Genomic DNA, 13573 nt, shown 5'->3' on the forward strand with positions numbered 1-13573 from the left:
CGCCGAATCGTTCTAAAGTTGCATGAAAGAGAGCAAGGTCGCTCTCGATATCAGCGCCGCGACGATCCGCCGAAGGATTGCCAAGGCATCGTTGATGGCAAGGCCGCCATCCAGGCTCCGGTTCAAACCGGGGCCCGGATGGCGGCCTTTTTCGTTTTGGAGCACAGCCCATGGACCTGCAGACCGGCCTCGATCCGGCCCTCGACCCGGATGGCGATGGCGACCTGCCGTTCGCCGACCCGCGCGTCCGCCAGCATCTGGTGGTGATCGGCAATGGCATGGCGGGCTGCCGCGCGGTGGAGGAGCTGCTGGCCCGCGATGGCGGCAACTGGCGCGTCACCATCTTCGGGGCCGAGGCTCATGTAAACTACAACCGCATCATGCTGTCGCCGGTGCTGGCGGGCGAGAAGAGCTTCGACGAGATCGTCATCAATCCGCGTGGCTGGTATGACGACAACGCGATTGACCTGGTCACCAGCGATCCAGTTATCGCCATCGACCGGGCGAGCCGCACCGTCACCAGCCGATCGGGGCGTACGGTCGGCTACGACCGGCTGCTGATCGCCACCGGGTCCGACCCGTTCATCATCCCGGTGCCTGGGCACGACCTGCCGGGCGTCATCAGCTTCCGCGACATGACCGACGTCGACACGATGCTGGCGGCCAGCGCGGCCGGCGGATCGGCGGTGGTGATCGGCGGCGGGCTGCTGGGGCTGGAGGCGGCGCATGGGCTGGCGTTGCGCGGGATGCAGGTCACCGTGCTGCACCTGATGCCGACCCTGATGGAACGCCAGCTGGACGAGGCCGCCGGCTGGCTGCTGAAATCCGCGCTGGAGGCTCGGGGCCAGGTAATCCTGACCGGGGCCGACACCGCCGCCATCTATGGCGAGGGCCGGGTGGAAGGCGTGCGGCTGAAGGACGGGCGCGAGATCCCCGCCAGCCTGGTGGTGATGGCGGTCGGCATCCGCCCGTCGGTGAAGCTGGCGCGCGAGTGCGGACTGGCGGTGGGGCGCGGCATCCAGGTGGACGACCACATGGTCACCAGCGACGCCAACGTGCTGGCCGTGGGCGAATGCGTGGAACATGACGGCCAGGTCTATGGCCTGGTCGCGCCGCTGTGGGACATGTGCCGCAGCCTGGCCGACGGGCTGATCGGCACGGCCAATCCCTATCGCGGCTCCGTCACTTCCACCAAGCTGAAGGTGTCCGGCATCGATGTGTTCTCCGCCGGCGACTTCTCGGGCGGGGAGGGGTGCGAGGACATCGTGCTGCGCGATGCGGCGCGCGGGATCTACAAGCGGGTGGTGCTGCGCGATGACCGGGTGATCGGCGCGGTGCTGTATGGCGATACCGCCGATGGCAGCTGGTATTTCGACCTGCTGAAGAAGGGCACCGACATCGCGGATTTGCGCGATGTGCTGATCTACGGCCAGGCCTTCGCCACGGGGGGCGCCCAGGCGGACCCTAATGCCGCCGTTGCAGCCCTGCCGGCAGATGCGGAAATCTGCGGCTGCAACGGCGTCACGAAGGGGCAGGTGGTCGGCTGCATCGAGGCGGGCGCCGCCAGCCTCGATGCCGTGCGCCAGACCTGCAAGGCCTCCGCCAGCTGCGGTTCCTGCACCGGCCTGGTCGAGACGTTGCTGGCGCTGACCCTGGGTGAGGAGGCGGTGGAGAGTGGCCCCAAGACCATGTGCGGCTGCACCAGCTTCGGCCATGACGATGTGCGGCGCGAAATCGTGGCGCAGGGCATGCGCTCCATTCCGGAGGTGATGCAGCGCCTGCACTGGTCCACGCCCGATGGCTGTTCCAGCTGCCGACCGGCGCTGAACTACTACCTGCTGTGCGCATTGCCGGGCGAGTACCAGGACGACCAGCAGAGCCGCTTCGTCAACGAGCGCCTCCACGCCAACATCCAGAAGGACGGTACCTATTCGGTCGTGCCGCGCATGTGGGGCGGCCTCACCAACCCGCGCGAGCTGCGCGCCATCGCCGATGTGGTGGAGAAGTATGACGCGCCGATGGTGAAGGTGACCGGCGGCCAGCGGCTCGACATCTTCGGCATCAAGAAGGAGGACCTGACCGCCGTCTGGGCCGACCTCAACGCCGCCGGCATGGTCAGCGGCCATGCCTATGGCAAGTCCCTGCGCACGGTGAAGACCTGTGTCGGCAGCGAATGGTGCCGCTTCGGCACGCAGGATTCCGCCGGGCTCGGCGTCCAGGCGGAGCGGATGACCTGGGGCAGCTGGATGCCGCACAAGTTCAAGATCGCGGTTAGCGGTTGTCCGCGCAATTGCGCGGAGGCGACGATCAAGGATTTCGGCATCATCTGCGTCGACAGCGGCTACGAACTGCATGTCGGCGGCAATGGCGGCATGAAGGTGCGCGTCACCGACCTGCTGTGCAAGGTGGCGACGGAAGCCGAGGCGCTGGAGCATTGCGCCGCCTTCATCCAGCTCTACCGCGAGGACGCCCGCTATCTGGAGAGGACCGCCCCGTGGATCGAGCGGGTGGGGCTGCCTTACATCCAGGAACGGCTGCTGGGCGATGCCGACGAGCGCGCCGCATTGGCCGAGCGGTTCCACCATTCACAACGCTTCTCGCAAGACGATCCCTGGGCCCAGCGCGTCGAGGGCGCGGATGCCCATCTCCACCGCCAACTCGAGCCCGCGGAGTGACCCCCATGATCGATATCGGCCCGGTCGATGCCATTCCCCTGCGCGGCAGCCGCAGCGTAACGCTCGATGGCGAGAACATCGCCGTCTTCCGCACCGGCGACGACCGCATCTTCGCGCTGGTCAATCGGTGCCCGCACAAGCATGGCCCCCTGAGCGAAGGTATCATCCACGGCCACGCCGTCGCCTGTCCGCTGCACAACTGGCGGATCAGCCTGGAGACGGGCGAGGCACTGGGTGCGGACCGGGGCTGCACGCCCACGGTGGCGGTGCGGGTGGAGGCCGGCCGCATCCTGCTGGCGGCCCCCATCCGGGCCGCAGCCTGAAATGGACGGCGCCGTCCGCACCACCTGCGCCTATTGCGGGGTCGGCTGCGGCGTGCTGGCCCGCCGCACGGGCGATCGCGCGCTGGAGATCGCCGGCGATCCGCAGCATCCCGCCAATGGCGGGCGGCTGTGTTCCAAGGGCACGCATCTGGGCGAGACGGTCGGGCTGGAGGGGCGCCTGCTGCGCCCAATGATCGGTCGGGCCGAGGCGGGCAAGCGGGTGAGCTGGGACAAGGCGCTGGGACTCGTCGCCCGGCGCTTTGCCGACACGATCCGGCAGCACGGGCCGGACAGCGTCGCCTTCTATGTCTCCGGCCAGTTGCTGACGGAGGATTACTACGTCGCCAACAAGCTGATGAAGGGCTTCATCGGCTCCGCCAATATCGACACCAATTCACGGCTGTGCATGTCAAGCGCGGTCGCCGCGCAGACCCGCGCCTTTGGCGAGGATGTGGTGCCCGCCGGCTACGCCGATTTGGAAGCGGCGGACCTGCTGGTGCTGGTGGGATCGAACACCGCCTGGTGTCACCCGGTGCTGTACCAGCGGATGATAGCCGCGCAGGAGGGGCGCGGCACGAAGCTGGTGGTGATCGACCCGCGCCGCACCGAAACGGCGGAGGGTGCGGACCTGCATCTGCCGCTCAGGCCCGGCAGCGACGTGCTGCTGATGAACGGGTTGCTGGCCCATTGCCGCCGTGAGGGGCTGGTGGATGACAGCGCCTTGAACGTGCCCGAAGGTTTCTGGGAGGCGCTGGCCCCCGGCCACGATCTGTGGAGCGTGGCGAAGGGTTGCGACCTGCCGCCGACCGACCTGCAACGCTTCTTCGACCTGTTCGCGGCGCATCCCCGTACCGTCACCCTGTTCAGCCAGGGCGTGAACCAGTCGATCCGTGGCACCGACGGCGGCAATGCGATCCTGAACCTGCACCTCGCCACCGGGCGGATCGGCAAGCCAGGTGCCGCGCCGTTCTCCATCACTGGGCAGCCCAATGCGATGGGCGGGCGCGAGGTCGGCGGACTGGCCACCACGCTGGCGGCGCATCGCGGCTTTTCTGACGCAGACTGCGCCGATGTCGCCCGCTTCTGGGCCGCCCCGAACATCGCCACGAAGCCGGGGCTGAAGGCGGTGGACCTGTTCCGCGCGGTGGGGGAGGGCCGGATCAAGGCGCTGTGGATCATGGCGACTAACCCTGCCGTCTCCATGCCTGATGCCGGCAGGGTGCGAGAGGCGCTGGCCGGCTGCCCGTTCGTGGTCGTGTCCGATGTGATGGAGGCGACCGATACCTCGCTCCACGCCCATGTCCGCCTGCCCGCGGCCGCGTGGGGGGAGAAGGACGGCACCGTCACCAATTCCGAACGCCGCATCAGCCGCCAGCGCGCGGTGCTGCCGCTGCCGGGTGAAGCGCGACCGGACTGGTGGATCGTCAGCGAGGTTGCCCGGCGCATGGGCTGGGCCGATGCCTTCGCCTATGACCATCCGGCGCAGATCTGGCGCGAACATGCCCGGCTAACGACCTATCGCAATGATGGCGCGCGGGTGCTGGACCTGGGCGCCCTCGCGGCGCTGACCAATCGCGATTACGATGGGCTGGAGCCGGTTTGCTGGGGCGGTGAACCCTTTGCCAGTGGCCGCTATCCAACTCCGGATGGGCGGGCGCGGTTGGTTTCGGTGGAACAGCGGGAGCCGGACACGCCGCTGCCACGCTGGCCAATGACCCTCAACACCGGCCGCTATCGCGACCACTGGCACACCATGACGCGCACCGGCCTCAGCCCGAAGCTGGCGCGCCATCGGGAAGAGCCGCTGGTGGAGGTGCATCCCGCGGATGCCGCCACGTTGGGCCTGGCCGATGGCGGACTTGCCGGACTGGCGACGCCACGGGGCGCCAGCCTGTTCCGCGTGGCGCTTGCCACCGGGCAGCGGCGGGGGGAGCTGTTCGCGCCGATCCACTGGACCGACCGCACCGCCAGCGGCGGGCGCACCGGCCTGCTGCCGCGCGACGGGACCGATCCCGTGTCCGGCCAGCCCGGCTTCAAGCAGACACCCGCCCGGCTGGAGCCGGTGGCGCTGGGCTGGCGCGGCTTCCTGATCCTGCGGGGCGATGCGCCGCTGCCGTCGACCCCATGGGCGGTGCGCGTGGCGGTGCCGGGCGGCGTATTGTTCGAACTTGCGGGCGATGGCGAGCTGCCGGAAGCGAGCCTGCCGGCAGGGCACCGCATGGAGGCGAGCGATCCGGCACGCGGTACCCGCCGCATCGCCGTGCTGCAGGATGGCCGCCTCGCCGCCGCCCTGTTCGTCACCGCCAGCGGCGAGCTGCCGCCGCGCGACTGGCTGGTGGCGCAGCTGGGGGCGGAGCATGGCCCGCTGGTGCTGGCTGGCCGCGCGCCGGGGCAGCAGGAAAGCCGTGGCCCGGTGGTCTGCGCCTGCCTGGATGTGGGCCTCAACACCATCGTCGCCGCGATCCGCAGCCAGCAGCTGGTGGATGTCGCCGCGATCGGCGCGGCGCTGGGCGCAGGCACCAATTGCGGATCGTGCCGCCCGGCGCTGGCCCGCATTCTGGCCGAACAGACATTGGAGACGGCGCATGGCTGACGACTTCCCCGCAGGCACGGTCTGGCTGGTGGGCGCCGGGCCGGGCGATCCCGAACTGCTGACTCGCAAGGCGGAGCGGCTGCTGGCGGCCGCGGAGGTGGTGTTTCACGATGCGCTGGTCGGCCCCGCCATCCTGGATCTGGCCCCGCAGGCGCGGCTGGTGCCGGTGGGCAAGCGGTCGGGACGGCACAGCAAGGACCAGGGCACGATCGACGCGCTGCTGGTGGAGGCGGCGCTGGCCGGCGCGCGGGTCGTGCGGCTGAAGGGGGGCGATCCGTCGATCTTCGGCCGCTCCATGGAGGAGCTGACCGCACTGGGCGATGCCGGCATCCCCGTGCGCATCTGCCCCGGCATCACCGCCGCCAGCGCCACCGCGGCCTCCGCCGGCCTCTCGCTGTCGCTGCGCGGCATCGCCCGCCGGGTGCAGTTCGTGACCGCGCACACCCGCCGCGGCGCCGCGCTGGACCTCGACTGGACGGCGCTGGCGCAGGCCGATGCCACGCTGGCGATCTATATGGGGCGGGAGGCGGCGGGCGAGGTCAGCCGCAGCCTGATCGGCGCGGGCCTGGACGGCAGCACGCCGGCGCTGATCGCCTGCAATGTCAGCCTGCCCGATGAAAAGCTGCTGCGCACCCGGCTGGACCTGCTGCCGCTGGCGGTGAAGGCCTTTGCCGCCGATCTGCCCACGCTGATCCTGATCGGCGATGCGGTGGCGCAAACGGGGCCTCAGCGGAAGTCGCGTGTCTTGACCCGGATCGCCTCCTCCGGGTCCATGCCGGTGGAGTGCGGCGGCCAGTAGAGGTCGCGCGGGCCCGGTCGCCAGCCCTTGTCGCCGCGATCGGGCGCACCGCTATGCCGCGCGCCGTCGCCGCGCCCGGTGGCGTGGGGAAAGTCCATCTGCCCGACCTTGGCCAAGAGGTCGCCATAGTCGATGATCCGGTCGCAGATGACGTGGATCACCTCGCCTTCCTTCTGCACGCGGCCCCTGATGCCGATCATCGCCGCCGACATCACCGTGCGCCGCTGCGCCTCGAACCGGTCGGGCCAGATGATGCCATTGGCGACCCCGCTTTCATCCTCGATCGTGATGAACAATATGCCCTTGGCCGATCCCGGCTTCTGCCGGACCAGGATGATGCCGGCGACCTCCACATGGCGGCCATCGCGGATGCGCGCCAGATCGGCGCAGCGCACGATGCCGCGGCGGGCGAGGTCGTCGCGCAGGAAGGTCAGCGGATGGGCGCGCAGGGATAGCTGCAAGGCGCGGTAATCCTCCACCACCTCGCGCCCGTCCGACAGGGGGCGCAGCGCCACTTCCGGCTCCAGCCCTTCCGGACTGAACGCATCCTCGCGCGCGTCGGCGGCGGCGAACAGCGGCAGGGGCGCTTCGCCCAGCCCGCGCACCTTCCACAGGCCCTGCCGCCGGTCCTGCCCCAGTGAATGGAAGGCATCCGCCTCCGCCAGCCGCTCGATCGCGGCGCGCGGCACGCCGGCGCGGCGCCAGACCTCCTCCACCGATCCGAACGGCGTGTCGCCCCGCGCGGCGATGATGGCCGCGCCGTGGATATTGGCAAGGCCGCGCACCTGCCGCAGGCCCAGCCGCACCGCCAGATACGGCCCCCGTCCGGGCTCCAGCGTGCAGTCCCACCGGCTGGCATTGATGCAGGCGGGCCGCACCTCCACGCCATGTTCGCGCGCGTCGCGCACCACCTGCGCCGGGGCGTAGAAGCCCATCGGCTGCGCGTTCATCAAGGCGGCGCAGAACACGTCCGGATGATGGTGCTTCATCCAGCAACTCGCATAGGCGATCTTGGCGAAGGAGGCGGCGTGGCTTTCGGGAAAGCCGTACGATCCGAAGCCTTCGATCTGCTTGAAGGTGCGTTCGGCGAATTCGCGCTGTGCACCGCGCGCCACCATGCCTTCCACCAGCTTGTCGTAGAAGTGGCTGACCCCGCCGGTGAACTTGAACGTCGCCATGGCGCGGCGCAGCGCGTCGGCCTCCACCGCCGTGAACCCTGCGCCGACGATCGCGACCTTCATCGCCTGTTCCTGGAACAGCGGCACGCCCAGCGTCTTGCTCAGCACCGGCACCAGCGCGGGCATGGGATAGGTCACCGCTTCCTTGCCTTCGCGCCGGCGCAGATAGGGGTGGACCATGTCACCCTGGATCGGACCGGGGCGCACGATGGCGACCTCGATCACCAGGTCGTAGAACTCGCGCGGCTTCATGCGCGGCAGCATCGACATCTGCGCGCGGCTCTCGATCTGGAAGGTGCCCAGCGTGTCAGCGCGCTGGATCATGGCATAGACGGCAGGGTCATCGTCCTGCAGGTCGTCCATGCCCACCCGCACGCCCTTGGTTTCCTCCAGCAGGGTGAAGGCACGGTTCATGCAGCCGAGCATGCCCAGGCCCAGCACGTCGACCTTCATGAACTTCAGCGCATCGATATCGTCCTTGTCCCATTCGATCACCTGCCGGTCGACCATGGCGGCGGGTTCGATCGGGACCAGATCGTCCAGCCGGTCATGCGTTAGTACAAAGCCGCCCGGATGCTGCGACAGATGGCGTGGCACGCCGATCAGCTTGCGCGCCAGCTCCAGCGCCAGCCGCAGCCGGCGGTCCTCCAGGTTGAGGCCGAGTTCATTGACCTGCTTCTCGCCCACACCGTCCTGGCTCCAGCCCCAGACCAGCCCGGCCAGCGCCTTGGTCAGGTCCTCGGGCAGGCCCAGCGCCTTGCCCACCTCCCGCACGGCGCCGCGCGCGCGGTAGCGGGTGACGACGGCGGTCAGCGCGGCGTGGTTGCGGCCATAGGTGTCATAGATCCACTGGATGATCTCCTCGCGCCGCTCATGTTCGAAATCGACGTCGATATCGGGCGGTTCGCGCCGCTCGCCCGAGACGAAGCGTTCGAACAGCAATTCGTGCTTGATCGGGTCGATGCTGGTGATGCCCAGCACATAGCAGACGCAGCTGTTCGCCGCCGATCCGCGCCCCTGGCACAGGATGCCGCGCCGCTTGCTCTCCGCAACGATGCTGTTCACCGTCAGGAAGTAGGGAGCGTAGCCGAGCTGGCTGATCAGCTGCAATTCGTGCGCGATCTGCTTGCTGTAGGGCGGCGGCACGCCATCGGGGAACTTGCGCTCCACCGCCTCGCGCGTCAGCTGCTCCAGCGCCTCTTGCGCGGTCAGGCCCGCGACCACCTCCTCGTGCGGGTACTGGTAGCTCAGTTCCTTGAGGTCGAAGGTGCAGGCGCGGGCGATGTCCTGCGTCGCGGCGATCGCGTCGGGGAAGGCGGCGAAGCGGCGCTCCATCTCCTCCGGCGATTTCAGGTGCCGGTCGGCATGGCGTTCGCGCCGGTGGCCCAGCGTGTCGATCGTGCACTTTTCCCGAATGGCGGTGACCACATCCTGCAGCAGGCGGGCCTCCCGCGAGTGGTAGAGGATATCGCCCGTGGCCACCGCGCGCACGCCCGCCGCCGCCGCCTGCGCCGCCAGCTGGTGCAGCCGCAGCGCATCGTCCGGCCGGCGGCGGAAGGCCAGCGAGCAATAGCCGCGCCGACCGAACACTTCGCGCAGTTCGGCCAGATGGTGGGCGGTCACCTCCCCCGGCAGGTCCGGCAGCAGGATGGCGATCAGCCCCTCGCTCCACGCGACCACGTCGCTCCAGCCCAGCGTGCAGCCGCCCTTGCCGGCGCGGGCCTTGCCGATCGTCAGCAGCCGGGTGAGGCGCGACCAGGCGGCGCGGTCGATGGGGTAGAGCAGCAGGCCACGGCCATCGTCCAGCACCAGCCGTGTGCCGCAGATCAGCCGCACGCCGGTGCCATTCTGCGCATCCCAGGCGCGCACCAGCCCGGCCACGCTGCCCAGGTCGGCGATGCCCAGCGCCGTGTGGCCCAGCAGCGCGGCGGCGGAGAACAGCTCCGCAGGGGAGGACGCGCCGCGCAGGAACGAGAAGTGGCTCGTCACCTGCAGCTCGACATAAGCCATCAGCCGAACATCCCGTGCATGTACCAGCTGAGATCGCCGGTGGCCGCGTCCACGCCATCGCCCCGGCGGAACAGCCAGAAGCGGGCGCCGCTATCGTCCTCCACCCGGAAATAGTCGCGCACGGCCCACACCTCGCCATCGCGGCGCCACCATTCGCCATGGATCCGCTCTGGCCCGTCGCCCGCCACCACGGCATGGGCCTGCCCGCGCCAGGTGAAGCGGCGCGGCGGCTGGTCGGGCAGCAGCGCCAGCACATTGCTCAACGGTTCGGGCCGGCGCAGCAGCCGCACCGGGCGCGTCCAGGCGGGCCAGCCGGGCGGCGCGTCCAGCGGGCCGTGGCGCGCCGTCGCGCGCTCGGGCACGTCGCTTTCCACTGCCCCCACGGTGAACAGCGCCTCCGCCCCGGCGCGCCCGGCCAGCTGGTCGACCAGCGTGGACAGGTCCGCCGGGCCGTCATCGCCCGCCAGCGTGGTGCCCAGCGCGGTGGCGCCCAGCGGCTCGGTGCGGGTCGCTGCCAGCCGCATCGTCTCGATCCCGCTGCCCGGATCGATCCGCTCGATGCGCAGGTGGAACAGCCGCGCCAGATGGGCCGCGTCGCGCGTGGCGCGTGACGTGCCGATGGGCAGGCGCTGCTCGCTGCCATCCACCCGTTCCAGCGCCAGCACCAGCGCACGGGCGCCCGCGCCCCCTTCGCGCAACTGCTCCACCAGCAGCGCCAGCAGATCGCGGATCACCTGCTCGATCGCCTCCGCCGTGCCGATCGGTTCCAGCAGGCGCAGCGTGGCGACCGGCACTTCTTCCGGCACGACCGGCACGATCGGTTCGGCGACGCGACCCAGCGCCTGGTCCAGCCGGCGCAAGGCGGGCAGGCCCAGCCGCCGCGCCAAGGGCCCACGTGGCATGGGCAGCAGGTCGCCGACCCGCTCCAAACCGAAGCGGGAAGCAGCAGAAAGGATGTCGGGCGGAACCCGCAGGCTGGCCAGCGGCAGGGGGCTGAGCGCCTGTGCCTCCTTACCGCCGGCGATCCGCACGACTGGCTGCCCGCCGAACCGCGCCAGCGCATGGGCCGCACCCGGCGTGCCCGCCACCGCGATCCGCGCCGTCAGCCGTAGCCGGCGGCACAGGCCGATCACCCGGCGGCAGAAGCGTTCCTCCCCACCATGCAGATGCGCGACGCCGGTCAGGTCCAGCCAGATGCCGTCATCGCCGCTGACGGCAGCAGTGGGTGTCCAGTGCCGCACCGCATGCAGCGCCAGCCGGTCCAGGACGGCGCGGTCGGCGGCGGGATCGGCCGGGCGGATGTCGAGCCCCGGCACCAGCGCCCGCGCCTGTGTCACCGCCATGCCGGGGGCCAGGCCCAGCGCCAGCGCGGCCGGGCAGGCGGCGGCGATCAGCTGGCGGTTGCCGACGGGTGCCGCCAGGATCAGCGGGGCGGCGGCAGGTGCGATTGGCAGTGGAGCGGCAGGGGCGGCAAGTGGTGCGTGTGCGCGGCCCTTGAACGGATGCTCGGCCGCTTCCGACCGGCGGCCCAGCTCGCGCATGGTGGGTTGCTGGTGCAGCGGCAGCGCGGCAGCACCGGCCGCAACCGCTGCCCGATCCCCCGCTGCCCGATCCGAGCGCGCCCAGCGCGCACCAGGGCGCCAGTGCCCGCCCCGCGGCACCGAGCAGGCGCCGGGGTCGTCATCGACCGGCAGGGAAGGGGCGGCGCGCGGCTCAGGCTGCGCGCGCGCCGGCTCCAACCGCCGCAGCCGCTCGGTGGGCAGCATCGGCAGGTAGAGCGAGGCAACCCGTGTCATCACAAGCCTCGACCGTCAGGGAAAAGGGATTACCGCCCCGCTGGCGGACCAGCTCCACGGCCCAGCGGGCCCGGCCGACGCCGGGGGCGGGCAGGGGGGCGGAGGGCGCGCAGGCAATGCGCCAGCGGGTGGTGGCGGCGGACAGTTCGCTCAGCGGACAGGTTCCCTGCCGCCGCCAGCGGCGCGCCAGCAGGGCCGGGGTCTTGCCGGCATCGGCGGCCAGCTGCAGCCGGCGGCTGGCGGTCATGTCGGCGCGGCGCACCTCGCCGATCACCGCCGCCAGGCCGGCATGCCGCAGCCCGTCCTCCATCAGCGCCAGCACCTCGCGATCGTCGCGCCCTTCGGCGAAGATCACCCGGCCCGGCGGCAGGCCCGCCTGCTCCAGCCCGGGGGCATAAAGGTCGAAGCGGCTGGCCACCCACAGCACCCGGCTGCCGGCCGCCACCGCCAGGCGCGCGACGATGCCGGCGGCGAACAGGGTGGCGGCGGCTTCGTCGTTCAGCGACGGGGCGGCGGGCGCGATCTCGTGCAGGGCGGCGCCATCCAGCCCGCCATCGGCCAGCCGGCCATCGATCCCGGCCACGCCGAACGGCACGGCCTGTGCCTGCCGCAGGCACAGATCGGCAACGCTTTCCCGCAGGCGCGACAGGATTTCAGGATGGGAACCGGCAACGGCAGACATGGGGATCTCGACTCGCGTGTTCCCCTTATGTTCCGCTGATCCGTTCCCGCCGTCAAGGATCACCGGCCTGCGACAATCCACAGGCCGGTGATAAGTCAGTGCAATCAGGCCTGCGCCGCGATCGAGTAGAAGGCGCAGCCATGCGGCCGCAATTCGATCGACAGGTTGTTGCGGACGGTCGCCTCCTGCCCGGTCCAGATATCGCGCACCCGCGCCTCCTCCGGCGCGTTCAGTGCCTTCAGGGGCTGGTCGATCGGCAGGGGGCGATCGGAAAGGTTGAACAAGGCGGCATAGATCCGGTCGCCGGCCGGCGATTGCGCGCGCCACACGGTCTGCCGGTCATCGCGCCAGATCGGCTGATTGTTCACCGAATGCTGGTTGACCGCGATCATCTCCGCATTGGTGAGCAGCCGGTGCGTGGCATCGTCCATGGACCGGATGTCGCCGCCCATGATCAGCGGGGACCGGGCGATGGACCACAGGGTCATCAGCGTCTGCTGTTCGTCCCGGGTGAACTTGGTGTCGCCTTCGCCCATGCGCAGGCGGCCCAGCGGCAGCATGTCGGCATCGGGCCAGGCACCGGGACGGCGGAAGCCATTCCACTTCTCCAGCCGGCCGAACTGGTCCAGCAGCAATTGCCATTCGTCCCAGAAATCGTCGGAGATGCGCCACATCTGCGCGTGGTTCTGGGCATGCGCGCCCCAGGCCAGGTTCGCCTCGCCGGGCGACAGGCTGAGGATCATCGGCCGGCCGGTGGCATCCATCGCGGCGCGGATGCCTTCGACCTCCGCCCAATTGTCCTCGTAAGGGCGGCTGATATCGTCCACCTTGACGAAATCGACGCCCCATTCGGCCATCTGCGCGAAGACCGAATTGTAATAGGCCTGCCCGCCGGGATGGGTCATGTCGACCCCGTACATGTCGCTGTTCCAGGTGGAGACGGATAGCGGATTGGTCACCTGCCGTGCCGTATAGTTCGTGCCCAGCACCGGCAGGTCGCGCTCATAGGCCAGCCGCGGAATGCCGCGCATCAGGTGGACGCCGAACTTCAGGCCCAGGCCGTGGACGTAATCCGCCAAGGACTTGAAGCCCGCCCCGCGCGCGGCGCTGGGGAAGCGGTTGGGCGCGGGCTGCAACCGGCCATTGCCGTCCATCGCCAGATTGGCGCCGGGCCGGTAATCATAGCCGGTCGCATCGGGCTCGTACCACTGGATATCCACGGTGAAGACGTCGTAGCCGGCGGGCAGCAGCCGCTGGGCCATCACGGCCGCCACTTCGCGCGCCTGGCGTTCGGTGATGGTGGTCGCGAAGGAGTTCCAGCTGTTCCAGCCCATCGGCGGGCGGGGTGCCAGCAGCGGCGGGGTGCCCGCCCCTGCCGATGCCTGCGTCGCCGCGCCGGACTGCGCCTGTGCCGGGGCGGACCCCAGCAGGGGGACCATTCCGGCAAGGGCACTGGTGCCAATGAAGGCGCGTCGGTCGAATGTGGTCATCTGCTTCACCCCGTTGTCACGTGCGAG

8 protein-coding genes are annotated in these 13573 nt (G+C 70.2%); 4 read left to right on the top strand and 4 right to left on the bottom strand.

The genetic code is table 11. From position 1 onward, the window contains the following. Window positions 1-170 precede the first annotated feature (170 nt). The 4 genes from nirB to cobA are packed head-to-tail and all read left to right on the top strand — an operon-like array spanning window position 171 to window position 6390. Window positions 171-2675 (top strand): nitrite reductase large subunit NirB, encoded by a 2505-nt coding sequence (gene nirB / locus D5S08_RS12265; protein ID WP_121118923.1) that lies wholly within the window; start codon window positions 171-173, stop codon window positions 2673-2675. After that, window positions 2672-2998 carry a nitrite reductase small subunit NirD gene (gene nirD, locus D5S08_RS12270; protein ID WP_121118925.1) on the top strand — a complete coding sequence of 109 codons (327 nt, stop codon included), beginning with the start codon at window positions 2672-2674 and terminating at the stop codon, window positions 2996-2998. Before nirB ends, nirD begins: the two co-directional genes overlap by 4 nt. Before the next feature lies 1 nt (window position 2999). Beyond that, on the top strand, window positions 3000-5591 hold the full coding sequence (locus D5S08_RS12275; protein ID WP_121118927.1) for a nitrate reductase: 2592 nt from the start codon (window positions 3000-3002) through the stop codon (window positions 5589-5591). Further along, window positions 5584-6390 (top strand): uroporphyrinogen-III C-methyltransferase, encoded by an 807-nt coding sequence (gene cobA / locus D5S08_RS12280; RefSeq protein WP_121118929.1) that lies wholly within the window; start codon window positions 5584-5586, stop codon window positions 6388-6390. Before D5S08_RS12275 ends, cobA begins: the two co-directional genes overlap by 8 nt. Here the strand turns inward: cobA and D5S08_RS12285 are convergent. The 4 genes from D5S08_RS12285 to D5S08_RS12300 form a co-directional block, all read right to left on the bottom strand. After that, window positions 6318-9581, bottom strand: coding sequence for an error-prone DNA polymerase (locus tag D5S08_RS12285; RefSeq protein ID WP_121118931.1), 3264 nt, complete (start codon window positions 9579-9581; stop codon window positions 6318-6320). The genes cobA and D5S08_RS12285 overlap by 73 nt on opposite strands. Further along, window positions 9578-11374: a Y-family DNA polymerase gene (locus D5S08_RS12290; RefSeq protein WP_121118932.1), complete on the bottom strand. Its 1797-nt coding sequence runs from the start codon at window positions 11372-11374 to the stop codon at window positions 9578-9580. The genes D5S08_RS12285 and D5S08_RS12290 overlap by 4 nt, the downstream gene beginning before the upstream one ends. Continuing rightward, the gene (locus D5S08_RS12295; protein WP_241557379.1) at window positions 11292-12056 is read right to left on the bottom strand and encodes an ImuA family protein; all 765 of its coding nucleotides are present in this window, start codon (window positions 12054-12056) and stop codon (window positions 11292-11294) included. Before D5S08_RS12295 ends, D5S08_RS12290 begins: the two co-directional genes overlap by 83 nt. Window positions 12057-12160: 104 nt before the next feature. Further along, window positions 12161-13546 (bottom strand): glycoside hydrolase family 27 protein, encoded by a 1386-nt coding sequence (locus D5S08_RS12300; RefSeq protein ID WP_121119061.1) that lies wholly within the window; start codon window positions 13544-13546, stop codon window positions 12161-12163. Window positions 13547-13573 lie beyond the last annotated feature (27 nt).

The sequence above is a fragment of the Croceibacterium ferulae genome, from assembly GCF_003660445.1.
GTDB classification, from domain to species: Bacteria; Pseudomonadota; Alphaproteobacteria; order Sphingomonadales; family Sphingomonadaceae; genus Croceibacterium; species Croceibacterium ferulae.